Source organism: Paraburkholderia bryophila (genome assembly GCF_003269035.1).
In the GTDB taxonomy this organism is placed as follows: Bacteria; Pseudomonadota; Gammaproteobacteria; order Burkholderiales; family Burkholderiaceae; genus Paraburkholderia; species Paraburkholderia bryophila.
In genome coordinates, this window is sequence record NZ_QLTK01000014.1 from 39,495 (window position 1) to 65,520 (window position 26,026).

28 protein-coding genes are annotated in these 26,026 nt (G+C 61.4%); 18 read left to right on the top strand and 10 right to left on the bottom strand.

Going from position 1 to position 26,026, the window contains the following annotated elements; translation table 11 throughout:
- Positions 1-84: 84 nt before the first annotated feature.
- Positions 85-429, bottom strand: coding sequence for a carboxymuconolactone decarboxylase family protein (locus BX591_RS20265; protein WP_111933101.1), 345 nt, complete (start codon positions 427-429; stop codon positions 85-87).
- A gap of 34 nt (positions 430-463) precedes the next feature.
- The gene (locus BX591_RS20270) at positions 464-1,240 is read right to left on the bottom strand and encodes an SDR family NAD(P)-dependent oxidoreductase (protein ID WP_111933102.1); all 777 of its coding nucleotides are present in this window, start codon (positions 1,238-1,240) and stop codon (positions 464-466) included.
- Positions 1,241-1,398: 158 nt separating this feature from the next.
- Here BX591_RS20270 and gcvA point away from each other — a divergent pair, with 158 nt between their 5' ends.
- A complete protein-coding gene (gcvA, locus tag BX591_RS20275; RefSeq protein WP_111933203.1) occupies positions 1,399-2,313 on the top strand; it encodes a transcriptional regulator GcvA in 915 nt (304 codons plus the stop codon).
- A gap of 79 nt (positions 2,314-2,392) precedes the next feature.
- Here the strand turns inward: gcvA and ppnP are convergent, their stop codons facing one another.
- Positions 2,393-2,713: a pyrimidine/purine nucleoside phosphorylase gene (gene ppnP / locus BX591_RS20280; RefSeq protein WP_111933103.1), complete on the bottom strand. Its 321-nt coding sequence runs from the start codon at positions 2,711-2,713 to the stop codon at positions 2,393-2,395.
- Positions 2,714-3,079: 366 nt separating this feature from the next.
- Here ppnP and BX591_RS20285 point away from each other — a divergent pair, with 366 nt between their 5' ends.
- Both BX591_RS20285 and BX591_RS20290 read left to right on the top strand, forming a co-directional pair.
- Positions 3,080-3,751, top strand: a complete 672-nt coding sequence (locus BX591_RS20285; protein WP_146749798.1) for a hypothetical protein — start codon at positions 3,080-3,082, stop codon at positions 3,749-3,751.
- Positions 3,752-3,940: 189 nt separating this feature from the next.
- Positions 3,941-4,504 carry an SRPBCC domain-containing protein gene (locus BX591_RS20290; RefSeq protein ID WP_111933105.1) on the top strand — a complete coding sequence of 188 codons (564 nt, stop codon included), beginning with the start codon at positions 3,941-3,943 and terminating at the stop codon, positions 4,502-4,504.
- Positions 4,505-4,521: 17 nt separating this feature from the next.
- On the opposite strand, the gene BX591_RS20295 is transcribed toward BX591_RS20290, so the two are convergent.
- The gene (locus BX591_RS20295; RefSeq protein ID WP_111933106.1) at positions 4,522-5,217 is read right to left on the bottom strand and encodes a pyridoxamine 5'-phosphate oxidase family protein; all 696 of its coding nucleotides are present in this window, start codon (positions 5,215-5,217) and stop codon (positions 4,522-4,524) included.
- A gap of 100 nt (positions 5,218-5,317) precedes the next feature.
- On the opposite strand from BX591_RS20295, the gene BX591_RS20300 reads away from it, so the two are divergent.
- The gene (locus BX591_RS20300) at positions 5,318-5,755 is read left to right on the top strand and encodes a GNAT family N-acetyltransferase (protein ID WP_111933107.1); all 438 of its coding nucleotides are present in this window, start codon (positions 5,318-5,320) and stop codon (positions 5,753-5,755) included.
- Positions 5,756-5,779: 24 nt separating this feature from the next.
- Here BX591_RS20300 and BX591_RS20305 read toward each other — a convergent pair whose 3' ends face one another.
- Positions 5,780-6,421 carry an MHYT domain-containing protein gene (locus BX591_RS20305; protein WP_338068904.1) on the bottom strand — a complete coding sequence of 214 codons (642 nt, stop codon included), beginning with the start codon at positions 6,419-6,421 and terminating at the stop codon, positions 5,780-5,782.
- 506 nt (positions 6,422-6,927) lie between these two features.
- Positions 6,928-7,833 carry a LysR substrate-binding domain-containing protein gene (locus BX591_RS20310; RefSeq protein ID WP_111933109.1) on the bottom strand — a complete coding sequence of 302 codons (906 nt, stop codon included), beginning with the start codon at positions 7,831-7,833 and terminating at the stop codon, positions 6,928-6,930.
- Between the two features lie 183 nt (positions 7,834-8,016).
- Between BX591_RS20310 and BX591_RS20315 the strand changes: the two genes are divergently transcribed.
- The 7 genes from BX591_RS20315 to BX591_RS20345 all read left to right on the top strand — a co-directional run bounded on the left by BX591_RS20315 (position 8,017) and on the right by BX591_RS20345 (position 14,945).
- Positions 8,017-8,940 (top strand): transketolase, encoded by a 924-nt coding sequence (locus BX591_RS20315; protein ID WP_111933110.1) that lies wholly within the window; start codon positions 8,017-8,019, stop codon positions 8,938-8,940.
- On the top strand, positions 8,937-9,935 hold the full coding sequence (locus tag BX591_RS20320) for a transketolase family protein (protein WP_111933111.1): 999 nt from the start codon (positions 8,937-8,939) through the stop codon (positions 9,933-9,935). Before BX591_RS20315 ends, BX591_RS20320 begins: the two co-directional genes overlap by 4 nt.
- A gap of 10 nt (positions 9,936-9,945) precedes the next feature.
- A complete protein-coding gene (locus BX591_RS20325) occupies positions 9,946-10,791 on the top strand; it encodes an NAD(P)-dependent oxidoreductase (RefSeq protein ID WP_111933112.1) in 846 nt (281 codons plus the stop codon).
- Between the two features lie 164 nt (positions 10,792-10,955).
- Positions 10,956-12,218, top strand: coding sequence for an MFS transporter (locus BX591_RS20330; RefSeq protein WP_420849400.1), 1,263 nt, complete (start codon positions 10,956-10,958; stop codon positions 12,216-12,218).
- A gap of 67 nt (positions 12,219-12,285) precedes the next feature.
- Entirely contained in the window at positions 12,286-13,089 is an 804-nt protein-coding gene (locus BX591_RS20335) for a lipid II flippase Amj family protein (protein ID WP_111933114.1), read from the top strand.
- Between the two features lie 109 nt (positions 13,090-13,198).
- Positions 13,199-14,050: an AraC family transcriptional regulator gene (locus tag BX591_RS20340; protein WP_111933115.1), complete on the top strand. Its 852-nt coding sequence runs from the start codon at positions 13,199-13,201 to the stop codon at positions 14,048-14,050.
- Between the two features lie 340 nt (positions 14,051-14,390).
- Positions 14,391-14,945, top strand: a complete 555-nt coding sequence (locus BX591_RS20345; protein WP_476739455.1) for an ATP phosphoribosyltransferase regulatory subunit — start codon at positions 14,391-14,393, stop codon at positions 14,943-14,945.
- Positions 14,946-15,008: 63 nt separating this feature from the next.
- Here BX591_RS20345 and BX591_RS20350 read toward each other — a convergent pair whose 3' ends face one another.
- Together BX591_RS20350 and BX591_RS20355 are read right to left on the bottom strand one after the other, a co-directional pair.
- On the bottom strand, positions 15,009-16,247 hold the full coding sequence (locus BX591_RS20350; protein ID WP_111933117.1) for a serine hydrolase domain-containing protein: 1,239 nt from the start codon (positions 16,245-16,247) through the stop codon (positions 15,009-15,011).
- A 216-nt stretch (positions 16,248-16,463) separates the two neighbouring features.
- A complete protein-coding gene (locus BX591_RS20355; protein WP_244147069.1) occupies positions 16,464-17,102 on the bottom strand; it encodes a GNAT family N-acetyltransferase in 639 nt (212 codons plus the stop codon).
- 118 nt (positions 17,103-17,220) lie between these two features.
- Here BX591_RS20355 and BX591_RS20360 point away from each other — a divergent pair, with 118 nt between their 5' ends.
- Genes BX591_RS20360 through BX591_RS20370 form a run of 3 tightly spaced genes read left to right on the top strand, consistent with a single transcriptional unit; the run spans position 17,221 to position 19,793 of the window.
- On the top strand, positions 17,221-17,886 hold the full coding sequence (locus tag BX591_RS20360; protein ID WP_111933119.1) for a GntR family transcriptional regulator: 666 nt from the start codon (positions 17,221-17,223) through the stop codon (positions 17,884-17,886).
- Entirely contained in the window at positions 17,870-19,129 is a 1,260-nt protein-coding gene (locus BX591_RS20365) for a dicarboxylate/amino acid:cation symporter (protein ID WP_111933120.1), read from the top strand. The genes BX591_RS20360 and BX591_RS20365 overlap by 17 nt, the downstream gene beginning before the upstream one ends.
- Positions 19,122-19,793, top strand: a complete 672-nt coding sequence (locus tag BX591_RS20370; RefSeq protein ID WP_146749799.1) for a hypothetical protein — start codon at positions 19,122-19,124, stop codon at positions 19,791-19,793. The genes BX591_RS20365 and BX591_RS20370 overlap by 8 nt, the downstream gene beginning before the upstream one ends.
- 75 nt (positions 19,794-19,868) lie before the next feature.
- On the opposite strand, the gene BX591_RS20375 is transcribed toward BX591_RS20370, so the two are convergent.
- Positions 19,869-20,369, bottom strand: coding sequence for a GNAT family N-acetyltransferase (locus tag BX591_RS20375; protein WP_111933122.1), 501 nt, complete (start codon positions 20,367-20,369; stop codon positions 19,869-19,871).
- 290 nt (positions 20,370-20,659) lie between these two features.
- On the opposite strand from BX591_RS20375, the gene BX591_RS20380 reads away from it, so the two are divergent.
- Positions 20,660-21,202 (top strand): PaaI family thioesterase, encoded by a 543-nt coding sequence (locus BX591_RS20380; RefSeq protein WP_111933123.1) that lies wholly within the window; start codon positions 20,660-20,662, stop codon positions 21,200-21,202.
- A gap of 28 nt (positions 21,203-21,230) precedes the next feature.
- Here the strand turns inward: BX591_RS20380 and BX591_RS20385 are convergent, their stop codons facing one another.
- On the bottom strand, positions 21,231-21,617 hold the full coding sequence (locus BX591_RS20385) for a cupin domain-containing protein (RefSeq protein WP_244147068.1): 387 nt from the start codon (positions 21,615-21,617) through the stop codon (positions 21,231-21,233).
- A 278-nt stretch (positions 21,618-21,895) separates the two neighbouring features.
- Between BX591_RS20385 and bla the strand changes: the two genes are divergently transcribed.
- The 3 genes from bla to BX591_RS20400 all read left to right on the top strand — a co-directional run bounded on the left by bla (position 21,896) and on the right by BX591_RS20400 (position 25,919).
- Positions 21,896-22,735, top strand: coding sequence for a class A beta-lactamase (bla, locus tag BX591_RS20390; RefSeq protein ID WP_244147067.1), 840 nt, complete (start codon positions 21,896-21,898; stop codon positions 22,733-22,735).
- Positions 22,732-23,859: an acyltransferase family protein gene (locus BX591_RS20395; protein ID WP_111933126.1), complete on the top strand. Its 1,128-nt coding sequence runs from the start codon at positions 22,732-22,734 to the stop codon at positions 23,857-23,859. Before bla ends, BX591_RS20395 begins: the two co-directional genes overlap by 4 nt.
- A gap of 248 nt (positions 23,860-24,107) precedes the next feature.
- Positions 24,108-25,919, top strand: coding sequence for a methyl-accepting chemotaxis protein (locus BX591_RS20400; RefSeq protein ID WP_111933127.1), 1,812 nt, complete (start codon positions 24,108-24,110; stop codon positions 25,917-25,919).
- Positions 25,920-26,026: the final 107 nt, after the last annotated feature.

The window sequence follows — 26,026 nt, forward strand, 5'->3', positions numbered from 1 at the left end:
GATCCGATCCTTGATCGAATGGATAGCGAGACAACGGTGGTCATGGCCGGCACCGCACCTGGTCACCGGCCATGCGGCGTTGGGCTACCGGCCAGGCAACGCGGCATGCGCATCGAGCACGCGCGCCGAGTAAGTTAACGCGGCGCCGGCATTCAGCGAGATCGCGACGCCCAACGCTTCGGCGATTTCCTCGCGTGTCGCGCCGTGGTTCACGGCCGCTTTCGTATGCACGGCGATGCAGCCGTCGCAACGTGTAGTCACCGCCACGGCGAGCGCGATCAGCTCGTGAATCCTGGGCTCCAGGTGGCCGGTCTTCGCGGCGGCGCCGTCCATCGTTTGCAGGCCTCGCATTACGTCGGGGCTGAGTTTCGCGTAGTCCGCGACGCGGCCGAGCAGGGTGTCGCGGTAAGCATTCCAGTCTTGCATCATGGGCAACCTCGTTGAGTGAGAGCGCGCGAACCGATCAAGCCTGACGGCCGGCCATCACGCCGCCGTCCACCGGCAGCACCGTGCCGGTGATCCACGAGGCTCGCGGCGACGCGAGGAACAGGATCGCTTCGGCGATATCGGCGGGTTGCCCATTGCGGCCCAGCGGATGAAACGCGTTGAACGACGGCAGCGTGTCTTTCACCTGCTCGTCGCTCATGAAGGTGTTGTAGACCGGCGTTTCGACGACCGCGGGCGCCACCGTATTGATGCGGATATGGGCCGACGCGAGTTCGATCGCGAGGTTGCGGGTGAGCGCATGTACGCCCGCGTTCGCCGCCGAGTAAGCCGCCGATGGCGTCGCGCCGATCGCCTGCAAGGCCCACAGCGAACCGGTCTGAACGATCGCGCCGCCGCCGCGAAGTTTCATTGCGCGTGCCGCGGCCTGGGCCATGAAAAATTTGCCCTTCAGAATGGTGTCGAGGAACCAGTCGTACTCCGACTCGTCGACGTCGAGGAACGCCTTCGGACGGAACACGCCCGCGTTATTGATCAGAATGTCGACGCCGCCGAACGCTTGTGTCGCGAGATCGACCAGCGCATTGGCCGTCGCGGGCGACGCGATGTCGCCCGCCAGCGTGCGCACCTTCGCACCGCCCGGATCGATTTCGCTGGCGGCTTGCGCGAGTTTTTTCGCGTCGCGACCACCTATCACTACTGATGCGCCGGCTTCGACCAGACGCCGTGCCACTTCCTTGCCGATCCCCGACCCGCCGCCCGTGACGATCGCTACATTAGAAGAAAAACTGTTCATGATGATTCTCCGTGATAAGAGTCCGGATTGCGCCGCGTGTCTTACTGGCGCCGCGTTTTTTCGTGAAATCAGCTCGATCTGCGAAGTGATTATTGGCGTCGGCGGCTGCCCCGGCAAATGAGATAATCTTCGTGGTCAGTAAAGAAAATCTTTTAATGATGAAGTCACCTGTCTATCTGAACGCAATGCGCGCCTTCGAGGCGAGCGCCCGGCATCAGAGCTTTTCCGCGGCGGCCGTCGAGCTCAACGTGACGCCGGCGGCCATCGGGCAACTGGTGCGCAGTCTCGAAGACTGGCTCGGCACGCCGCTGTTTCATCGCAGCAGCAGCGGCCGCGCGCGTCTCGTGCCGACGGAAGCGGCGCAGCGCGCGCTGCCGGACATTCGCGCGGGATTCGATCGCCTGAATCTCGGGCTGTCGCGTTTGAAGGAGGGGTCGGCGAACGGCGTGCTGACCGTCACGGTGAGTCCGGCGTTCGCGGCGAAGTGGCTGTTGCCGCGTATCGACCGCTTTCAGGCAGCATGGCCGGAGACGGACGTGCGGCTCGACACGAGCCTCAAACTGCTCGATTTCGTCGCGCAGGGTATCGATATCGGCGTGCGTTACGGCACCGGGTCGTGGCCCGGCTTGACGGCGCTCAAGCTGATGGACGAGGAGCTCTATCCGGTCTGTTCGCCGGTGCTGCTGCAGAACAGCCGCCGCTTGCGCAAGCCGGCCGATCTTGCCGGACAGACGCTGATTCACGATCAGTCGGTGGAAAGTCACGCGGGCTTCGCGACATGGGACGCGTGGCTCGACGCCGCCGGTGTGAAAGACGTGGCGACGAAACGGGGTTTGCGGATCAACAACTCCGCCGCGGTGCTGCAGGCGGCGATAGATGGACACGGTGTAGCGCTGGCCCGCAGTGTGATGGCGAGCGACGACCTGGCGGCGGGGCGGCTGGTGCGTCTGTTTCCCGAGGTGGCGTTGACCTCGGCGCTGGCGTATTACGTCGTGTATCGGCCGGAATGCGGCGCGTTACCGAAGCTGATTGCGTTCCGCGATTGGCTGGTTGGGGAAGCGGCGGCTGCTTAGATTAGCGTGCCGAACGCTTGCCTTTCGCGGAGATGACGGGCGGCAAGGTGTCCGCGCGTCGTCGTCGCTATTGTTGCGCTTACAGATAGCTGCAAACGTAGTCGAGCGTCTCGACCACGTCGATATCGAAGCGGCTCTTGCCCGGCACCGAAAACGACTCGCCCGCGCTATATGTCTGCCACGTTTCGCTGCCTTCCAGGCGGATGCGGCATTGGCCCGCTTGCACTTCCATGAGTTCCGGCGCGTCGGTGCCGAAGTTCAGCGTGCCCGGCAGAATCACGCCGAGGGTCTTGCGTGTGCCGTCGGCGAACAGAACGGTATGCGAGACACACTTGCCGTCGAAATAGACGTTGGCGCGTTTGATAACGGAAACTTGATCGAATTGCGTGGCGGCCGTCATGGCGGTCTTCCTCCTGCTTAGGGTGAGTGAATGGGTGAATGAAATGCGTTGGCGCGCGGTGGCCAGGGTGGTGGCTGCGAGTCGCGCGAGCCGCCTCGGTGTGCGGTCCGGCGCGGAGCCGCCATCATACAGGCTGGCGCTGGTGTGATTCGTTGCGACCGGCAAAGTTGTAAGGCTGAATTTCGTTTAAGCAAAATGCGCGTTTCGTTCTTTTCAATGTTTCAATACGTTCGAGTCGAACAGACGTAGCGGATGTCGCGGCGAATATCGTTCAACGTTATCGAGGTGTTGCATGGTTTCTGAAAGCCCATGAGTATGTCGACATTCCCCGAACGCTCACTTCGTTCGAACTGGCTGCCGGCCGGCGTGCTTCTGGGCGTCGGCGCGCTGATCGCTTCGCGGGCTGGGCTCGATAGGGTTTTCGACGCCGTTACCGCCGGCCTGCCGTGGGCTCGCGTCGCGTTGTTTCTTGCGCTCGGCGTAGTTGGGATTTATTGCGCCGAGCATAGTGGGCTTCGACTGGCGGCTCACGGTCTTCGTCATCCGTTTGCGGTTGCTTTTGGTATTGGCCTGCTCGTCGCGCTCTACGTTGCGTTCGTCGATCTTGTCGTGTTTCGGCGCTTGCTGCCTTCGAGTTACGTCGCTTATTTTTCCGGGACTACGCTGACTGCGCGCCTGACTTACTTCATGCTGCGCGCGTTCAACGAGGACATCTTCTATCGCCTGTTTTTCATGTCGACGGTGTTGTGGGTTCTTGGACTTGTCTGGCGGGATTCGCAAGGGCGTTTGCCGAATGCCGCCTACTGGTTCGCCATTATTCTTGCCCAGGCTGTGCCGATGCTGATCAACGAGGCGCCGTTTTATCCGCCGCACCTGACGCCGGTTTTTTTGCTGTATGTGGTCGTGCGGTTTATTCTCGCTGGCGTTCTGTGGGGTTTTCTCTACTGGCGCTATGGTTTTGTCACGGCGGAAACCGCGCACGTGAGTACCCATATTTTTTTGCAGCCGATCATGGGGCTGGTGCTGGGGGCGGGGTGAGGGGGAGCATGTTGCGGCGAATCGAATTGGCCGGCCCGGCACCTCTACGAAAGAAATGGCTTCAAAGTGGATCGTTCAACGGACGAGCGGCATTTCATGTCCTACTGGCCGCTTGGGCGATAGTGTGATGAGCGCTGGTTCCGTCGCAGAGCATGCGCCAGCCCCCGCGCGCATATCGAGGAATCAAACTTGAAGCTGGTAAAACGCCTGATCGTCGGCCTGCTTGGCCTGATTGTTCTGGTTGCGTTGGCACTCATCGCGCTGCACCGCGACGGCGCGATAGAAACCGACGTGATGATCGACAGTTCGCCGCAAGCAGTCTGGCAGGTTCTCACCGCGACCGCCGACTACCCCGCGTGGAACCCCGAAATTTCGAGGCTGGATGGACCTCTCCGGGAAGGCAGCGTGATTGAATTCGCCGCAGGAACGGGGCCGGACGCCATGGTGTTTCATCCGCGAATCCTGGTCGTTCGGCAGGAGCGGGAGTTGCGGTGGAAAGGGTCCGTGTGGCTTCCTGGTCTGTTCGACGGAGAGCATTGGTTTGTGCTCGAACCGGTGGGCAACGGAACACGTTTTATTCAAGGCGAGACATTCACCGGTGTTCTCGTCGGGCGTTTGACGCGAAGTGTTCTAAAAGACACGATCGACAGCATGCGTGAAATGAACGATGCGTTGAAGCGACGCGCCGAGCAGATGTCCGCGCCTTCTCCGGATCAGTCGAAAGAAATGAACCGGCAGAAGCACGCGGGGTAATGCGAGCGCGGGGTCGTTTACGGCGTTGTCGCCGTTAGCGTTTCCACGGCGTTGCGGTTGAGCGCGGCTTTCTGCCAACGTTCCACGTAGTCGGGCGTGCCGCGCGGCGCGGCGACAACCACCGGCACGTTCGGTTGCAGCGCCAGTGGCAGCACGCCAGCCCAGACCGGCAGATCTAGATCCGCTTCGTCATCTTCCGGACCGCCGGTGCTGATCTTGCACGCGGCTTCGTCGAGCGGAATACGCAGGATGGTGGTCGCGGCCAGTTCGTTGGCGTTGCCTGGACGGGCCTCGCGTGAACGCCCTGGCGCGATGTGCTCCATCAACGTATCGAGCGCCGCGGACTTGAACGCCTCCGCGACCACATCGAATTCACCGTAGATCACCGCCGAGCGATAGTTCATCGAATGGTTGAAGGCCGAGCGCGCCAGCACCAGGCCGTCGAGGTGCGTGATCGTCACGCAGACCTGCGCGCGGCTGGCTGCCAGCTTCAGCATGCGGCTGCCGTTCGAGCCGTGAATGTACAGATAGTCGCCGTCGCGCCAGCACGCGGTGGGGATGCAATGCACGCCGTGCTCGTCGGCGAAGGCGACATGGCAGACGTACGCGGCGTCGATGACCGCATGGAGCGTGGCGCGGTCGTAATGGCCACGCTGTGCGAGGCGGCGAATGCGGCTGCGCTCGGACGGCGGCGTGGCTTCGGGGGTGGTCATGGTGGAACTCCTGTGCGTTCAATCGGGAAGGCTCACACGATAAGAAAATCGCGCCATGATTTGTAGACCCACGAATAACGCTATTTTTAGAGCCATGACAATGAACCTGAGGTTCGAGACTACCACCCACGCCGACGCCGATACGCTGGTTCAAATGCGCATCGCCGCGATGAGGGAAAGTCTGGAGCGGATTGGGCGCTTCGACCCGCAGCGGGCACGCGATCGTTTCCTCGCATCGTTCGAACCGGAACTGTGCAGGTTCATCGTGATCGACGGTGTGTCGGTGGGCTTCGTTCTAACGCGACCCGAAAAGGACTTTCTGAAACTCGGGCATTTCTATGTCATACCCGAGCATCAGGGAAAAGGCATCGGCTCGATGGTGATGAAGACGATCCTCGCCGATGCGGACGCGCGTTCCATTGAAGTCAAACTAGGCGCGCTCCGCGATAGCGACTCCAACCGCTTTTATCAGCGGCATGGGTTCGTCAAAGAGGCGGAGGACGAATGGGACATCTACTACGCGCGGCAACCGCAATGAGGGGCACGTAAAGATCGGCGCGACCTACCGCGCCGGCCCCTGAATTCGATCGATCTGTTCATTGAGCCGGGTAATCGAGTTCGACAGAAACGTCGCTCTCGCGTCGAGCCGGCTCAGCAGCAACGTCACGATCAGAATCGCGATAGACAGCGGAACGATCGCGAGTGCCAGCCACTGCGGCTTGATGCCGCCCGCCGCGCCGCAAATCGAGCCGACAGCGAAGTCCGCCGCGGCCATGCCGGTGTAATGCATGCCCACGATCGCAATGCCCATCACACAGGCCGCGCCAATGCGTTTGCGCATCAAACGGTTGGGCCCTGCGCCGCGCAATGTGTTGGTGAGCCACAGCGCCACCGTGGAGGCCGCGATCGCAATCAGAATCGACGCGGCGAAGATAACGGGATCGTAGTGAATGGCCGGGTTCATCCGCATGGCGGCCATGCCGAGGTAGTGCATGCCGGAGATACCGAATCCCATTAGCGTGCCGCCGGCAATGAGGCCCGATATCTTCAGGCGATCGAGCGTGACGACATGCAACGCGAACCACGAAACGAGAATGGCGATCGCGAGCGAGTAACCGGTCAATGCAAGGTCATAGCCAATCGGAATACTCAGGGAAAACGAGAGCATGCCGATAAAGTGCATCGACCAGATTCCAATTCCCATGGCCAATGCGCCACCGGCTAACCAACTATGCCGGGAACGGGAGTAAGCGAGTAAGGAGATACGGTCGGCGAGGTCCAATGCCGTATAGGACGCCAATGTCGCAACGATAAGCGAAAAAGCGACTAACCCCAGGTTATAGCTGCTTTGCATAGGTTGACGGCTTTCAGAAGAGCTCGACTAGTGGTGGATGACAACCTTGCAGGACGCTTCGTTGACGAAGAACCTGGCCCTGCATATCACGCTGGCCCGCGCGTTGATCGATTCGTTTAATGTATTTGCCGTTGCCGCAGTGCAACTGGAGTGAAGCCGGAGTGCCGTCTATTTTGCTTCTTGTCGACGCGATACGGATTACGATAAAGCAGGTTTGAATCTAAAGCAAGTACGTCGGATGCCACAATAAATAAGCCTGAGCGTTTGAGTCGTGTGCCGGCTAATTTGATGCCCAGTGCATTGTCGGAATGCAGCCCAACTTACATTCCATTTCATGGGCCATCCAGAAAGCCGGTTTAGATTAAAGAGCCAGGTAAGTTCTCGATTCCCAATTCCTTCAGCAACCAGCTCCTGAACGTGTCGAACGCCTGGTGATGATGCAGCCGCTTCGGGTACACCAGATAGTGACCCACGTACGGCACTTCCCGCGTGGTGCCGATCAAGGGAGACATCAGTGTGCCCTGATTCAACTCTCGCTCGGCCAGCAGCGTGGATTCGAGCACCACGCCGAGTCCGCCGACGCCGGCGGCGATCGCCATCGAACTGCGATCGAAGCGCAATCCATATTGATTCGGCGGCGTTAGCTGGTTGGCCTCGAACCATCCTTTCCATTGAAACATCTGCACGTCGCATTGAATGAGCGTGTGTTCGTACAGATCCTCCGGGCGCTGAATCTTTCGCGCGAGTGCCGGCGCGCAAAGCGGCGTCAGTTTCTCCAGCGCGAGCGGAATCTTTTCGTAGGGCGACGGTTTGGGCTCGCCGTAGACGATATCGAGGTCGAAGTCGTCGTCCTCGAAGCGCGCGTAATCCGTGCTCGCGGAAAAGCGCAGGTCGATCCGGGGATTCTCTTTCACGAAGCCGGCCAGTCTGGGCAACAGCCATTGCGTGGCGAAACTCGGGGCCGTGTGCAGGCGTAGCGGGCTCGGTTCGTCGGTCGTGACGAGCGCGAGGCCGCGGCGCATCTCTTCCATGCCGCGCTGCACGTGTTCGAGCAGGATCGCTCCCTCGCGGGTCAGCGTCACCTCGCGAGTGCTGCGCTGGAACAAGCGTAAAGCCACGGTTTCTTCCAGCTTGCGAATGGAGTGGCTGACCGCGCTCGGCGACAGATCGAGTTCCTGCGCCGCCGTTGCGAACGACGCGGTGCGGCCCGCTGCCTCGAACACGCGCAGAAACGGCAGTGGCAATTTGCGGATCGGCTTCATGCGTGAATTCCGTTCATGAATGGGTGCAATCTTTTCTTTTGTCAGCGCGTTTTCCCCAATGATACGCTGGCTCTACGTCGAACTGGTTAGCAACTGATGAATGAAAGGCATCAATCGCCAACGAGTCAGCCGACCCGCCCGCCACGCCAGGCAGCGCATTCCAAAGACACCCAGGACGGAGACATGACAGCGATCACCGAAACACAGCGGCAGCGCGCCGCTACACCCGCCGACTCTCAGGCTGGTTCTCAGGCCGATTCCGGCGCAAGTCCCCACGCCGAGCTCGCACGTCACGCGTACCGGATCCGCCGCTTTGCGTTGCGCATGGGCGAAGTGCAAGGCCAAGGCTATATCGGTCAGGCGCTCGGCCTCGCCGACGTGCTTGCCGTGGCGTTCTGCCATGCGATGAACCTGCGTCCCGGCGAACCTGAGTGGGAAGGCCGGGATCGCTTTCTGCTGTCGCATGGGCACTACGCGATTGCGCTGTACGCGGCGCTGATCGAAGCGGGCGTGATTCCCGAGGTGGAACTGGAAACCTATGGTTCCGACGACAGCCGCCTGCCGATGTCCGGCATGGCGAGCTATACCCCCGGCATGGAAATCTCGGGCGGCTCACTGGGCCAAGGGTTGAGCATCGCGGTGGGCATGGCGCTCGGCTTGCGGCAGAAAGGCAACCCCGCGTGGGTCTTCAATTCGATGTCCGACGGCGAACTCGACGAAGGCGCCACGTGGGAAGCTGCGATGTCCGCCGCGCATCACCAGCTCGGCAATCTGATCACGCTGGTGGACGTCAACCAGCAGCAGGCGGACGGCCCGTCGCAGCGCATTCTCGGCTTCGAGCCGCTGGCGGACAAATGGCGCGCATTCGGCTGGCACGTGCAGCGTGTGGACGGCAACGATCTCGCCGCCGTGATCGCCGCCTTCGATCAGGCGCGTGACGTCAGCGACCCGGTGCCGCGCGTGATCCTGTTCGATACGCTGATGGGCAAAGGCGTGCCGTTCCTCGAACAGCGCGAGAAAAACCACTTCATTCGCGTCGACCCGGAGGAATGGCAGCAGGCCATCGCCGTGCTCGATGCAGCGCAACCTGCAGGAGACCGGACATGAGCACCGTGATCAATAAACCCCGCCTGACGACGTCGGCAATGATCGCGTCGATCGCGGCGGAAGGCCAGCGCACCACGGCCGCGCCGTTCGGACACGCGCTCGTGGCGGAAGCAGCCAAACGGCCGAATATCGTCGGCATGACGGCGGATCTGTCGAAGTACACCGATCTGCACATCTTCGCCAACGAGTACCCGCAGCGCCATTTCCAGATGGGCATGGCCGAACAGTTGTTGATGGGCGCCGCCGGCGGCATGGCGAAGGAAGGCTTCATTCCGTTCGCGACGACGTACGCGGTGTTCGCCACGCGCCGCGCGTACGACTTCATCCATCAGGTGATCGCCGAGGAAAACCTCAACGTGAAGATCTGTGCCGCGCTGCCGGGTCTGACGACGGGCTACGGTCCGAGCCACCAGGCCACCGAGGATATCGCGCTGATGCGCGGCATTCCAGGCCTGACGATCGTCGATCCGTGCGATGCGCTGGATACCGAACAGGCGGTCGCCGCGATCGCCGCGCATGATGGTCCGGTGTATATGCGTCTGCTGCGCGGCAAGGTGCCGCTGGTGCTCGACGAATACGGCTACCGGTTCGAACTGGGCAAGGCGAAGCTGCTGCGCGACGGCCGCGACGTGCTGATCATCTCGTCGGGGATCATGACGATGCGCGCGCTCGAAGCCGCGCAAGCGCTCGGCGACGGCGCCGCCGATGTCGCCGTGCTGCACGTGCCCACCATCAAGCCGCTCGACGAGGAGACCATTGTCGAAGCGTGCCGGCGCTCGGGGCGTCTGGTGATCGTCGCGGAGAATCACAGTTGTGTCGGCGGCCTGGGGGAAGCCGTCGCCACGGCGCTGATGCGTGCCCGCGTGCAGCCGGTATTCCGGCAGATCGCACTGCCGGATCAGTTTCTCGCGGCGGGCGCGCTGCCCACGCTGCACGACCGGTACGGCATCTCGACGTCGTCGCTGGTCGGCAGCATCAAACAATGGTTGGCGTGAGGAGACCACGATGAACGTGACCTTTGTGGGCGTCGGCGCGATCGGCTTGCCGATGGCGCTGCGCATCCAGCAGGCGGGGCATGCGGTGACCGGCGTGGATGTGGTCGGCCGCGCGCGTGACAACGCGCAGACGAGCGGGATCGAGGCGGTCGCCAGCCTGGGTGCGGCGCCGGCGGCGGAGGTCGTCGTCGTGATGGTCGCCACGCCGGAGCATCTGTCGACGCTGGTCGACGAGGCCGTGAGCGCGGTGAAGGGGCAGACGTGGGTGATCATGTCCACGGTCGGCCCCGCAAGCGTGCGCGAGCAGGGTGCGCGTTTGCGCGAGGCCGGCGCGCGCGTGGTCGATGCGCCGGTGACGGGCGGCGTCGCGCGGGCGAAAACCGGCATGCTCGTGATCTTCGCGGCGGGCGAGCAGCGGGACGTCGACAGCATTCTGCCGGTGCTGGAAGCCATGGGCAGCGTGCATGTCACGGGCCAGCAACTCGGTGATGGGCAAAGCATCAAGGTGGTGAATCAGCACCTGTGTTCGGTGCATATCGTGGCCGCCGCCGAAGCGCTGAATCTCGCCGGTGCGCTCGGACTCGATCCGGCCGCCGTGCTGAAGCTGATCGAAAAAGGCGCGGCGGGCTCGTGGATGCTGTCGGATCGCGGCCCGCGCATGATGGCCGGCACCGACGTCGAGGTCACCAGCGCGATCAATATTTTCGTTAAGGACAGCGGCCTGGTGAATGCGGCCGCCGCGCAGTGCGGTGCCGACGTGCCGCTGCTGAAAATCGCGCACGAGCGTTATCAGCGGGCGGCTGATGCGGGATTGGGATTGCGCGACGACAGCCGGGTCATCGAAACCTGGCGTTGACGGGCGGCTTCAACCGCGGGGCTGGCCTCGGCTTTAGCTTTAGCCTCGGCCTTGGCCTCGGCGCGATATTCAGCTACTAAAACGATTCGGAGACACAAGCCATGAGTACCTCATCCGCGACACTTCCCGCCAGGGACAATCCGATCAAGGTGTCCTTTGCCTCGATGATCGGCTCGGCGGTGGAGAGCTACGACTTCTTTATCTACGGCACTGCCGCCGCCGGCTGGTTCGGCAAGATATTCTTTCACACGAACGAACCGATCGTCGGTATCCTGGCGGCCTTCGCCACGCTGGCGGTCGGCTTTCTGATGCGGCCGTTCGGCGGTTATCTGGCGGGACACTATGGCGATCGTCTGGGGCGCAAGACGGTGCTGTTCTGGTCGCTGCTCGCCATGGGCGCCGCGACTGTACTGATCGGCGCGCTGCCCACTTACGATCAGGTCGGTGTGTTGGCACCCGTACTGCTGATTCTGCTGCGCATGGTGCAAGGCATCGGCTTCGGCGCGGAATGGGGCGGTGCGGTGCTGATGGCGTGCGAGCATGCGCCGGCCAAACGTCGCGGATTTTTCGGCGCGGTGCCGCAAGTGGGGATTCCGCTGGGTCTGTTGCTGGCCAACGGCGCGTTTCTTATTTCGTCGACGATGTTCGAGGGCAACTGGGTGTGGCGCGCGCCGTTTCTGGTGTCGTTCGTGATGGTGGCGATCGGCTTATTTATCCGTTTGAGCGTGAAGGAGTCGCCCGCTTTCGAGGCAATCAAGGCCAGCGACACGATCGTCAAACAGCCCGCGTTGCAGGTGATTCGCAGCGACTGGCGCATGATCCTGAAGATTATCGGCTTGCGTCTCGCGGAAACGGGGGGGTACTACATTACGACCAGTTTCATGCTGTCGTACGTGATCCTTGCGCATGTCTCGGCTAAAGAGAATGTGCTGTGGGGGACGATGATCGGTTCGGCGCTCGGTCTCGGCAGTCATCTGCTTTACGGCATGCTGAGCGACCGGTTGGGGCGGCGGCCGTTGTTCCTGTTCGGTGCGCTATTCACCGTTGTGTTCGGCATGCCGATGTTCATGCTGATCAACACCGGCGCCGCCATCATGGTCATTACGGCAGTCACGCTGTCGTTGCTGTTCAGTCACGATCCGATCTTCGCGGTCGAATCGAGCTGGTTCTCCGAGCAGTTTCCGGCGAATGTGCGATCGTCGGGGATTTCGCTGGGTTACAACGGGGCTTCGGTCGTGGCGGGTTTGCTGCCGTTCGTGGCCACCGGCCTGTATGGCGTGGTGGGGTGGATGGGGCCGGCGGTCATGTTCTCGCTGCTCGGCATTATCTCCAGCCTGTGCGCGCTGTCCATGCGCGAAACGGCGCCGGCCGTGCTGGAACGGCGCGCCGATCTGCCGATGAGCCGGCATAAGGTCGGCACGCGGTGAGCGTGGCGTGTCCATGGGCTGGAAGCAGGTCAGGTAGACTCTCCCAGCCTGGACTCCCGCCACGCTCATGGATACCCAACTGATCATCATCTGCGCGCTCACGTTCGTCATTCACGTTATCGCGACACTGGCGTACGCCGTTCGGATCGCCGGGGTGCGTACCCGACGGATTGCCGTTTCGTTCGCGTTGTTCGGCATTATCGCGCTGGTTTCGCGCACGGCGAATTCGTTCCAGGGGCCGTTTCTGGCGAAGCGGGTCGAAGAAGATCTCGCCTATCACGTGCAGACTGGCATGCTGGGGGATTTCCGGTTGTTCCTGTTAGCGGCGACCCTCGCGACGGTCGTGGGGGCGTTTCTCATTCCGACCTTTCAGCGCTACTTCAGCCGCGCGGTGATCCATTTCCAGGTGCATCGGTCGATTCCACGCCTTGCGCTTCATGCGTTTAGTCGTGGCGGAATCGCCTACATTCGCGGCGGCGCGCGCCTGCCTGCCCGGCAAAACGTGACCCAATTGGCCGTCGATGCCGGGGTGTCGTGGAAAGTCATCACGCTGAATGTACTGGCCATGTCGCTCTGGACGGTCGGCGTTTTCGCTTCGTTATACGCGGGTTTTCTGAAGCCTGAGTTGCGTGTGACCTGTGCGAATCTTTCTTCCGTGATCAACGGATTCGCGACGATCGTGCTGACCGTCGTCATCGACCCGCAAATATCCGTCATGACGGACGACGTCATGGAAGGGCGCGTCACCGAGAACCGGTTCCGGCGCGCGATCACCACGCTGATCGGCGCGCGGGTGGTGGGAACGTTGCTCGCGCAACTGATGCTGGTGCCAGCGGCATTTCTGATTGTGCGTGTGGCCGAGGCGATTTGATGCGGGTAATGGGCTAGCCGTCCAGTTCATTAACCATTGCGCAAGAACGATCAAATGGATCGTCCGCCGATATCGTATATTCCCGTCGGACGCCAATTCTGGGAACGGTATGAATCCGGTTACCAAGGCGCTGTGGTTCATTGAAATCGAACTCGGCGACGAACTCACGCTTGAACGAATCGCTTCGAATTGCGGCATGTCGCGCTTCGGTCTTTCACGCCTTTTCTCGATGAGCACGGGCTGGCCTGTCATGCGCTACGTCCGTTCACGACGGCTGACGCGCGCCGCGCGCTCGTTGACGCAAGGCGCGCCGGACATTCTCGGCGTGGCGATCGACGCCGGATATGGCTCTCACGAGGCATTCACACGCGCCTTTCGCGATTTGTTCGGGCTTACACCCGAACAGGTGCGGGCACGGCGCGAACTCAATGGACTTTCCCTTGTGGAGCCGCTACGTATGAAAGAAACGAAACTCACCGAGATTGCCGCGCCGCGCTTCGAAATGGGCGAAAGGCTGCTGATCGCCGGCATGGGCGGCCGATTCACGTTCGAAACCAACGAAGGTATTCCGGCGCTTTGGCAAACTTTTAATCCGTACATCGGCAATCTGCCCGACCAGGTGAATGGCGTGACCTATGGTGTGTGCTGCAATGCGGATGGAGAGGGCGGATTCGACTACATCGCGGGTGTGCAGGTGACAAACCGCGAGCGCTTGCCCGCTTCTTTCCGCTGCGTGGAAATTGAACCGCGGTGCTATGCGGTCTTTGAACACAAAGGGCACATCTCCACGCTGCACGAAACGGTTCACGGCATCTGGAATCGCTGGCTGCCGGAGTCGGGCAGGGAGGCGGCGGAGGCGCCGGAATTCGAACGGTATAGCGAAGACTTCGATCCCTGCGCCGGCACGGGCGTGGTGGAAATCTGGTTGCCGCTCAGAGATGATGTGCGTCGGCCTGATTGATTGAAAAAGTACTCGGACACATCGGCAAACGTGCACACAGAACCTTTTTAATGTGCCACTATAGACAGCATGGAACTCCGTAACGTCACAAGCAAGTCTCACCACCACGGTCGCACTGCATTGCGCCATGGTTCGTTACGTCCATAGCAAGGAACGCGGGATCTCCACTCCGTTCCCTGCACGACAACCAAGGCGCCCCTCAGGCGCCTTTTTTTATTTCCAGCACTCCACCACCAAATCAGAGAGGTTTTTATGACCATGATCCGCGGAACCCGCTTCGTCGTCGGGAAAGAGGCGGCAAAAATTCGCGCACTGGAAAACCGGTTCCGGAGTTATCTTCATTGACCTCGGCGCGGAGGAGGCGATCGTTCCCGCGCTCTGGTCGCAAGACACGTTTATCCAGAAGGCCGGCGGCAGCGAGATCGTCGGCCAGATGTGGGCCTTCCCCGACAAGAAAGGGCGACCGTGTTGCCTCATTCCGGAAGCTACCGCGCTATTCCAGGAGCGCTGTGCCGAGTTGCTGGAGCGACAGCCTGAACGTATGTTCTTCTACATCGCGCGGTGCTACCGGTATGAGAGACCGCAGGCAGGGCGCTATCGTGAATTCTCGCAATTCGGATTCGAATACCTGTGCGCCGATCCCGACTTCGCGGCAAGACGCAGTCAGGAGATCGTGACCGGCTTTTTCGACTCGCTCGGACTTTGCTACGAGATCGACACCGCTGCAAGAAGAGGGCTTAGCTACTATCTGAACGGCCGGGGTTTCGAACTGCGTTGTACCGAACTCGGCGCGCAACAGCAGGTAGTGGGCGGTGGGGCGTATCGCGAGGGGGCGGGTTTCGGTATTGGCGCGGAACGGTTGTTGCTGGCGATGACGGCTCAAGGGTTGAGCTAGCGAGATTCGGCTCGTGGGAAGGCTGGGCGAATGGCGATCACCGCGAGCCTTCCCGAGATCACGTTATCCGAATTGGGCGACCAGCGCGTTCCACAACGCGTAGACCTCACGCATGCCGGGGTCATGATCGCTAGTCCATACCGCGGTTTGCACGAGGACAAGCTTCGAGCGTGGGTCGACAATGATTCTTTGACCGTCCATGCCTTGCAACGCGAACATGCGGTGGTCGCCGGGCAATATCCAAACCTGGTAACCGTAGCCAAACAACGGGGTAGCCTTGCCTGGAGCAAGAAAGCTATCGGGAGAGGCCACGCTGGTCGCCTGCAACACCCAGTCGCGCGGCACGATCTGCTGACCGTTCCACTTGCCGTCGTAGGCGAGCATCAAACCGAGTCTTGCCCAATCGCGCAGCGTTGCGTTCACGCAGCAGTAGGTGATGTCGTCTCCGGTTGCGTCACGTCCCCACGATGCATCCGCTTCCATACCCATTTTCTTCCAGATGCGCTCGCTCGCATACTGCGCCACGGTCTGATGCGTTGCATGACTCAGAACCAGACCGAGTACTTCCGTTTCGATACTTGCGTAGCTGAAATGCGTGCCCGGCGCGCGGTCGCGTTGATTGAAACGTTTGACGGCCTCGATGGCGCCTTTGCCGTTTGGACTGAAGAGGTCGCGGCCTAGTTTGTCGCGATCGTCGCCGGCGTTGCTGTCTTCGAAGAAATGAACGCCGGAGGACATATGCAGCAGATCGCGGATTGAAGTCTGACCGTATGCGGTATCCGCCAACTGCGGCACATACACGTCCGCGAGATCGTCGATCGAGTGAATCGCGCCTTCCGACAGGGCAATGCCGATCAGCATGCCGACAATCGTTTTCGCCATGGATTGCGACATGAAACGGTCCGTGTCTTTCCGGGCATAGCGATAGTGCTCGTAAAGAATCGTGTCGCCGCGCGCGATCAGCAGGCCGGTCACCGGATTGCGATCAAGGTAATCGTCGACACTTCGATACTGGCCACCGTATGGGTAGTTCAGTACCAGTTCGTGTTCGGAGGTTTTGAGTGGGGACGTCACGCCGGCTCGGGCAATCGGATCGCTCGGGCGAACCTCGTCGAAATGGGTGTAGTAGCCGACAAACTGTTTTTGCGTTCTGGTTTGGCCCGGCACGGGTAGCGGATAGTGATCCGCGGCGCCGTAAGCGTCGGCGGCATAGCCCGTGTTGGAGAACACGGCGTCCGACTGCGCTGCCGCACAGGACAATGCAAGGATGAAGCCCGCGACTACCTTAACGCTTTGCCGCATTGCACCGCTCCTTTGTCTTTCTCGTTGTAGTCGAGGTATATCTCCGCCACGACACCGGTACTCACACAACGGTCGAGAAATAGTCCGGTTGACCTGCGTTAAGCGAAATTCGTCAGGCTACCGCTCTTGGGCGCCTATTTATCGAGTCCTTGTCTTCAATTGCGATTGAGAAATATCAGATTATCTCCGCGTCATTGCCGATGCGGCCTGGGTTGACTATTCGACATCCGCAACAGGTTCTTCCGGCAATACATAGCGCATTTCATAGAACAGGACGTCGCCCCGCGTCGGCAATGTGAAAGGAGGGGACGCGGAGACGAATCCGAGCGCCTCATAAAAGCCGCGCGCACTTTCCCGCGCCGTGCACCAGACGAGATGTCCGCCTTCCTTGCGCGCGTGATCGACGCACAGTTTGATCAGCATCCGGCCAAAGCCGTAGCGCTGCATTGACGGCTCCACAGCCACGCCGCGTAATCGCCACGCCGGGGCGCCGGGCGCGCCGGGAAAAGTCTCCTGACACACTGTTGCTGCCGCAACGATAGCGTCGCCGTCGCAGATCGCCAGATGCAAGGTCGAGTCCTGATCGTCGCCACGAAATCGGCACTGCGAGGTGTCGCCGTCCAGCAGAACCGCACTCCGAATCGGATAGACCCGCTCGACCGGAACGGAGCGAATGGCGAAGAGCGAGCGATCACGCAGCATAAATTGAGTCCGTGCCTGCAAAGTGAGTGGTGCCTGAAAGGGGGGTAAATATATTACTTTGAGAGGCACCTCGATACGTTGATCCAGGTATCCCTGATCGATAGAAAGAACAACCTGGAATGCCTTATCTATGCGCTTCAGATCAATCGACAATCTGGAATGAATAGAGTGAGTACCTATCAAAAATAATAGTTGCGCGGTGCTCGCATTAGAGCAATCATCGCCAACGTTGTAAATACAGTTTATCCGAGAAAGCCAACTGAGATCTCAGATGTTAGAGGAAACTCAATCCGATACGCAGTCCGCGTATGTCCAGCTTCGCACGAGAATTCTCGACGGGCGGCTGGCGCCGGGTCATCCGCTTTCGCCTCGCAACGTGGCGGAAGATCTGATGCTCGGGCACACGCCTGTGCGTTCGGCGATTCAACGGCTGGTTGTCGAGGGGCTGGTCGAGGTCATTCCTAAAAAAGGCACCTACGTCTCGGCGCCGACGAACAACGATCTGCGGGAAATCTTCGAGGTTCGTCTCGCGCTGGAAAGCACGGCGGCGTATCTGGCTGCGGTCAACGGTGCGACAGAGGGATTGACGCGAGCGGCCGCGCAAATGCAGCAGCTGCTCGATCAATCGTCCGTCAATCTGTCGGTCGAGCAGCGCACGGGCTGGGTGTTTCATCAGGAGATGTTCGAGGCCTCGCGCAACGAACGTTTATTCACCACCTACAAGGTGCTCCGCGCGCAAACGGGGTTGGCGCTGAACGAACTGCATCGCGACGACGTCGCGACGGTTCGACGCGGCACGCTGGAACACCTGAACATCTACGCCGCGATCAAGGCCAATGAGCCGGAGGCGGCGCGACTTCATATGTGGAATCACATCATTGATGGCACTGATGCAAGAATCAATCTAATAAGGGCTCAGAATGAAACCGTCAAGTAAGCGGATCTCCATGCCGGTGCAGATGCTGGTGGGTCTCGCGCTAGGTATCCTCGCAGGTATTTATGTCCCGGACCTGAGCGGCAAGTTGTCGTTCATCTCCGCGATTTTCGCGCACGCGATCAAGATGGTCGTGATGCCGCTGATTCTGTTGTCCGTGACGCTTGGCGCGTTTCGCGCGGGCGTCCAGCGCGGGCATCTGGGCAAGACGGCAATGCTGAGCATCGGTTTTTTCCTGCTCATGACGCTGCTGGCCAGTGCGCTCGGCCTTGGGCTCAATATGTTGTTCCGGCCGGGACTCGGCGCGAGCCTCGCGCAAACCGCCGTGATGCCGAAGAATCTCGCACCGGGAATCGACTGGACAAAATTCGTCGTCGACCTGGTGCCCGCGAATATCGTCGCGGCGCTGGCTGAGGGGAATGCGTTGCCGGTGCTGGTGTTCGGTGTGTTGCTGGGTTCGGCGCTGTCGGTGGTCGAAGATCGCGCGGCGCCGCTCGTCGCGGTGTTCGAATCCTTGCTGGCGGCGCTCTTCAAGATGATCGAATGGGTGATCGCGTTGTCGCCATTTGCCGTGTTCGCCGGGCTGGCGGCGCTGGTCTCGTCGAAAGGCATTGCTTCCATCACGCCGCTCCTCAAGTTGCTGGGCGTCGCTTACCTCGGTATGGCGATCCTCGCGGTGGTGCTCACGCTGATCATCAAGGTGGTGGGTCTTTCGCCGCGCGCCGTGATCAGGCGTGTCAGCGAGCCGCTGATTCTCGCGTTCAGTACGCGTTCTTCGGAAATCACGTTTCCGGTCCACCTGAAACGGCTGACGGAAATGGGTGTGCCGTCGTCGGTCGCGTCGACCATCTTGCCGCTGTCGTACATTTTCAATCGCGACGGCGCAGTGCTCTACACGGCGCTAGCCGTCGGCTATCTGGCGGATGCCTATCACCTCGCATGGACCTGGCCGCTGGTGTTCACGATCATCGTGCTGACCATCATCACGATCGACGGCGCGGCTAACGTACCTTCCGGCGCGATCGTGGCGATCACGGCGATCCTGTCGGCGGTCGGCTTGCCGCCCGAGGCCGTATTGCTGATTCTCGGCCTCGATGCGTTCTTCGACATGGGTCGTACCGCACTGAACGTCTATGCGAGCACGGTCGCCACCGCGGTGGCCATGCGCATTTCCGGCGAGGCTCCTGCGGAGCCAATCGCCGGCAGTCACACCGCGACGCTGCGGTCTTTACATGAGAATGCCTGACTCGGAGGCCGTTATGGCTCAGAAGTGGAGTTGTGCGACGAATGGTCTGGCCGGTGAGCCGCGAACGATCAGCGGCAGGGCGAATCAATCGAACGGCACGAGAGCTTCGCAACGGCGTGTCTGCGGCGACGGCGCGCTGGAAAAACGTGTCGCGGAGGCGCTGAACGCGCGCCCCGTTGCGCGGGGTCCGGCCGGCGCGCAGGTGACGCGGCGCGATGGCGGCGAGCAAGGGGTTCATCCCATGCTGATGCGTGAACTGACGGCGATCTGGCGGCAGGCGGATACCGCTTACTCGTTCGGCGGAGAGTGGCAGCGGTCCTTTGCGCTGGGGGAAATCGCCGACCGGTTGGCGGCGGTGATCAGTGACGGGGCGGCGTTTTCCGACGAGGGCGCAGTCGCCGCCGCCCCGACGGAGCGGCGTGCTGGCGACATGGACGCGCCAGCGTCATCCGATGGATTCGATGCGTTGCGCGAGCTTCTCGAACTGGAAGATCTGCGCGATACGATCAATGGCCGCAGAGCGTGCGGCGACGATGAACTGGATGCCATTGTGATCGACTACGAGAAGCGGATCTCGCTCGCCTGGGCGCGGGCACGCCGTGTCGTGGCGCGCGGGCTGGCGTCGGAGCAGCATGTCGAGCCGCAAGCGGGTGCTGTTCGGTAGAGGGTCGTTGCGGGTGCAACGTCTTCGTTCTGGAACCTGCGATGTCGCTCCGTAGGAAGCCCGGCGCCCGGCGCTCTAACGCGCCGCTTTCTCGTAGAGCGATGCGACGTAGTCTCTCAACGCCGGAATGGGCCGGGTCCCGACCCGCGTAAAACCGAGCGACTCATAGTGAGCGCAGAGCTTCGTATTTCGTTGGTCGCAATCCAGTCGAAGGAAACGCCGGTTTCGGGCGCTGACCTGATTCGCGCACCAATCCATTGCGAAGCGACCAATGCCGAGGCCACGACAACCGTCTCGTACGGCAATTCGATGGACATAACCGGCGACCGGTTCCTGAATCCCCCAGTACTTTTCGTCTTGCCACGAGAGCGACATGGTCGCGACGCAGACACTGTCCTGCTCGATGACGTAGGCTTCACTGCGCGTAATGGTTTGCAGCACACCGGCCTCGGTCCATCCCGTCTGGCCCCACGCCGCATCGCCTTGCCGGAGCTTGTATGCGACCGCGTCGTTCAGGATTTCAGTGAGTGCGCAGACGTGTTCGGCCGCCGCGCGATGTACGGTTCTCGTTGTCATTGACAGTGTCTCCGCGTGCCCAATGTTTTTGTGCACTCTTTTCTTTTCAATCGACGTGTGCGCGTCTTTTCACAGGTCGGAAGTTGTCTGATCGTTGTGCGTGAATATAAATGAAAGCCGATTAAAGGCAAATGCATCTATTGCGATGCGTGCACCCCAAAATGGTTGAGGATTGTCGCATATTCGAGTGTGACGATTGTCTCTCGCGTCCGTTGTATCGTCCCCAGCAGTGTCCACCAAATGATGATTTAATCGATGCTTTCGATTTTCATTCATCTGGGAGACATGCATTGACTCACGAACAAACCCTCGAGCGCTGGCTGGCGAAAGAACAGGAAGTCCTTGCCGCAGTCAACGCCGGGCCGGGCCCCGGTCTCGCGAGTCCGGAGCAGGTTGCCGGCAAGACCGGACTCGAAGTCTTGCAGGCAATGCTCGCCGGCGAATTGCCCTACGCCGCGATCGCCAAAACGCTCGACTTCACCTTGATCGAAGTGGCGGCCGGTCAGGCGGTGTTTCAGGGCACGCCGCTCGCCCAGCATCTGAATCCGCTGGGCACCGTTCACGGCGGCTGGATGGCGACGCTGCTCGACTCCGCGCTGGGTTGCTCGGTCCACACCTTGATGCCGGTCGGGCGCGGCTATACCACCGCCGAACTGAGCGTGAACTATGTGAAGGCGGTACTTCCGAGAGTGCAGCGTGTGCGCGCCGAGGGCAAGGTCATTCACTGCGGCCGTCAACTGGCGACCGCCGAAGCGCGTCTGGTTGGCCCCGACGGCACGCTTTACGCGCACGCCACGACAACCTGCCTCGTGTTCGACATCCCTATTCGATAAGACGAAAGCCGGCTAGCCTTCCATGCGGTCAATACGGCCGGCCGTCCTTATGTTCAAAGACCCATTTGCCCGCCGGGTTCATTACCGCGACGAGGTCGTCGGTGGGGTAACTGACTTCATCGCCTTGCGTGCGACTGCCCACTTCGAGGATGACCGCATGCACGGGTGACCGGTTCTCGATATGGTGCGCGTCACTTCCCGCGCGAAAGCCGACACACATGCCTGCTTTCATGGGGAGTTCGTCGCCGCCAATGTGAAGCGTGACCTCTCCCTGCAGCACATACACCCACTCGTCCTGCAATGAATGCCGATGATGCAAAGCGGTTGCCGCGCCTTGTTCGAGCGTGGTCAGATTGACGCCGAACTGACTGAGTCCAAACGGATCGCCGAGCGACTTCTTCGTCCTGCCATTCATTCGCGACGCGAATGGTTCGGGGTAGTTGGACGGCTTTGTCCGCGGAGCGGCGTCGTTTGCTACGATGCAATGCTTGCGATGTTCCATTGACGATCCTGGCCGGTGGCACTGACTGGGAAGTCATTCTCGGAACGCCTGCAGGCTCTGTCAATCTTGATTCCAACAATCAACCCGTCGCCGCCTGGCAATGTCGCATCGGACTACATGCACACTCAAACAGATAGGACAGTACAGTGACGATTTCCAGAATACGCCGGCATTTAAGCTTTGGATTGCCTTTGTTGCTCGGCGTCGGTATCGGCAACGTCGTCTCGACGCCCGTTTTCGCGACCGAATCCCCCATCGCCGAAATCGAGCGCCGCTATGGCGGCCGTCTTGGTGTATTCGCCATCAATCCGGCTTCAGGACGAACGCTCGCCTATCGCGCCGATGAGCGGTTCCTGATGTGCAGCACCTTCAAGGGTTTACTGGTTGCACAGGTGCTCGCTCGCGTCGACGCCGGCAAGGAGAATCTCGAACGCCTCGTGCGTTACACCGAGCGTGATCTCGTTTTCACGTCGCCTGTTACCAAGGCGAATGTGGCGCAAGGCGCCATGTCGGTCGGCGCGCTCTGTCAGGCCGCTGTCGAGGTGAGCGACAACACCGCCGCGATCCTGCTGATGAGAAGCACCGGCGGGCCCGCGGCACTGACCCGATTCATGCGAGATATCGGCGACAGCGTGACGCGCTCCGATCGCTACGAGCCCGAGTCGAACCAGGCTAGCGGTGTGCTCGATACCACGACGCCGAGGGCCATCGCGACATCGGCCGCCCGCATTCTTTTGGGTGACGTATTGAACCCGGAATCGCGCCGGCAACTCGATGCGTGGATGGTCGCATGCAAGCCGGGACTGAACCGGATCCGCGCAAGCTTGCCCGCGGACTGGCTGGCAGGCGACCGTCCCGGCACGAGTGTGGAACGCGAAACCAACGACTACGCAATCGTGCGCCCACCGGGTCGGGCTCCCTTGCTCGTCGCGGTTTATTACGATGCGCCGGGCGTCAGCATGGAGCTTCGCGAGACCGTGTTGCGCGAAGCCGGTCACCGTTTCGTGGAATGGGCCAGGACGAGTGCATGAGCGAAGCCGTTCAGCGCAACCGGCGGATCGACCTGATTCGCGGCGTGTCGATCCTGCTCGTGTTGTTTCATCACTTCAATATTGCTTACCACCTGAACGACACGACACTGGCAGGCGTATTCGGTTGGGATGCCGTTCGCGCGGTTGCGCGTAACGGCAATTACGGCGTGACGATGTTCTTCGTGATCTCGGGTTTTCTGATCACCTCGCATGCCGCGCGGCGTTGGGCGGAATTCCGCCATGTCGACATGCGGACGTTCTACGCGCTGCGAGTTGCCCGCATCGTGCCTTGTTTGCTGCTGTTGCTTGTCGTCGTCAATGCGGCCGCGCTTGCGGGGCTGGCGATGTTCCAGAATCACGCGCCAGCCGGCACGCCGGTTTCTTTCTGGATCGTGAACCTGGCGTCGCTGACCTTCTGGATGAACGTGCTGATCGGCGCGCACGGCTGGGTCAATTATCCCTTGGGCGTGCTGTGGTCGTTGTCCGTGGAGGAAGTGTTTTATCTGGCGTTTCCGCTGCTGTGCGTCGTGCTCCGGCGCGAGTCGCGGCTGCTTGCCTTCTGGCTGGCGATCGCCGCGATCGGCCCGTGGTATCGCTTCACGCATCAGAGCGACGAAAGCGGATTCCTCTATGCGTATTTCGCGTGCTTCGACGGCATCGCGATCGGCTGCTGCGCGGCGGTATTCGCTAAACGATTCGTGCTGCGAGGGCGTGCGGCCGTCATGCTGCAAGGTGTCGTGGCGGCATGCATGACGTACCTGTATCTGTATCGGCCCATTGGGGAAACGAATGTACTCGGTGTGACCGCAATGGCGTCAGGCACGGCGGTGCTGTTGTTGGCCGCGTATGACCGGTACGACGCGCCGCGAAAATACGGCGTGTGGTACAGGACGACGGCAGCCCTTGCATGGTTCGGGCGGCGCAGCTATGAGCTTTACCAGTTTCACCTGATCGTGCTCGGGGCGATACGTACGGTATTGCCACCGCGTGCCGTGATCGGCGATGAAAAACTGCTGTTGCTGACACTGTTCTTCGCGTTGTCCGCCCTGTTGAGCGCCGGCGTGGCGCGGCTTTATTCGGAGCCGCTGAACCGCAGACTGAGAAACTCGCTGAACGCGGCGTGACCGATTGCAGTCAGGCGGGTGGTAGCCGAAACCCGCCGCCCGCCGCTATTTCCCCTCGCGACACGCCCCGCATCCCACTCCACCTCAAGTTTTTCCCATTCCCGCCGTAGACCGTGAAAGTGGCTTCAGAAGTGCGGCCCGGCGTTCGTTGGTTCAGGCGTTGGTTCAAGCGTTGTTTCAGGCGCTGTTTCAAGCTATTGCAGCAGGCATTCCGATTCGTGCAGTACCCATCCTCTCTTCACGAAAACATGATTTCCTCACTCCGAAGCCGCATCCTGATCATTTCTTCCGCCACGGTCATCGGCGCGCTCGCGTTGTCGGGCACCGCCGCTTACGTCACCGTGCGCGCCAATACGATGGAGACCATCGCGCAGAATCTGAGCGCCATTGCGGGCGCCAATACGCTGGCGATCGACAAATGGGTCGACGCCAAGGCGCAGGCCGTCAAGGCATCCGCCGACGATGTCGAGCACGGCGATCCGCAAGGCTTCGTCAAGCATATGAGCCGCGCGGACGGCTTCCCGATCACCACCGTCGGCTGGACCGACAAGACCTTTTTCTCCACCAGCGGCACCCCGCCGGATTACGACCCGACCGCACGACCCTGGTACAAGGCGGCCATCGCCGCGGGTGGCTTGGTGGTGACGAAGCCTTATGGCGACGCGTCGACCGGCGTGCCGTTCGTGTCGTTTGCCGCGCCGATGATCCGCAATGGCCAGCCGGCCGGTGCGGTGAGCGGTGCTGTGCCGCTCGAAGGCGTGCGCGAAGTGGTCGCAACCGTGCACCCGACGCCGTCGAGTCTCGCCTTCGTCGTGACGCGCGACGGCCAGGTGATCGCGCATCCGGACGCGAAGCTGATCCTCAAGCAGGCCACCGACATCTCCGCCGCGCTCACGCCGGCCGCACTGGCTTCGCTCGCGCAGGCGGGCGCGCCGATGGAAGTCGAACTGGGCGGCGTGCCTAAACTGTTGAAGGCGCAACCAGTTACCGGCACCGACTGGTATCTGGTGATCGCGCTCGACAAGGCGGAAGCGACGGCGGGCCTCGCCAACGTGCTGCAGGCGCTCGGCATTGCGATGGTGCTGCTGACGCTGGCGGCGGTCGGTGTCGCCGCATTCTTCACGTCGCATTCGTTCCGTAGCCTCTCGCAGGTGCGCGATGCGATGGACACGATCGGCTCGGGTAGCGGCGATCTCACGCATCGTCTGCCGGTGGTCGGCAACGATGAAGTGGCGCAGATTTCCGCGTCCTTCAACGCGTTCGTCGATAAGATCGGCGCCGTGTTGCTCGACGTGCGGGCCGGTGTGGAGAACATGAAGACCGCGACCGGCGAGATCGAAATGGGTAACCGCGATCTGTCGCAACGCACGGAGACCTCGGCCAGCAATCTGCAGCATACGTCGGCAGCGCTCACGCAGTTGACGGCGAGCGTCAAACAGTCGGCCGAAAGCGCGGTGGAGGCGTCGCGGCTCGCGACCTCGGCGAGCCAGGCGGCGGCACGCGGCGGCGCGGTCGTGACGAGCGCGGTCAGCACGATGGACGACATTGCGCGCTCGTCGGCGCGGATTACCGAAATCATCAGCGTGATCGACAGCATCGCGTTTCAGACCAACATTCTGGCGTTGAACGCCGCGGTCGAAGCGGCGCGGGCCGGCGAGAACGGCCGCGGCTTCGCGGTGGTGGCCGGCGAAGTGCGCACGCTCGCGCAACGCTGCGCGACGGCCGCGCGCGAGATCAAGGACCTGATCCAGTCGTCGGAAGCGAGCGTGGGTACCGGCGCGCAGCGCGTGCAGGCGGCCGGCGCGGCGATGCAGGAGATCGTCGATGGCATCGAGCGCGTGAATCGCGTGATCGGGGAGATCGACGGCGCGATGCACGAGCAGAGCGCCGGCATCAGCCAGATCGACCGCAGTGTGGCCGAGATGGATCAGGCCACGCAACAGAACGCCGCGCTGGTCGAGCAATCGACTGCCGCCTCCGCGACGCTCAACGAGCAGGCGCATGGCCTGGCGGGCATCGTGGGAACGTTCAAACTGCGCCACGGCGACGCGCGCGCGTAATTTTCAATAGCACGACCGACGGCGCGGCGGCGCGCCGTCGGCGCTGCATCCCTGCTTCCTTTGCCGGTTTTTCCAGGCCCTCGGTCCCGCGGTTCACCCATTCGTTG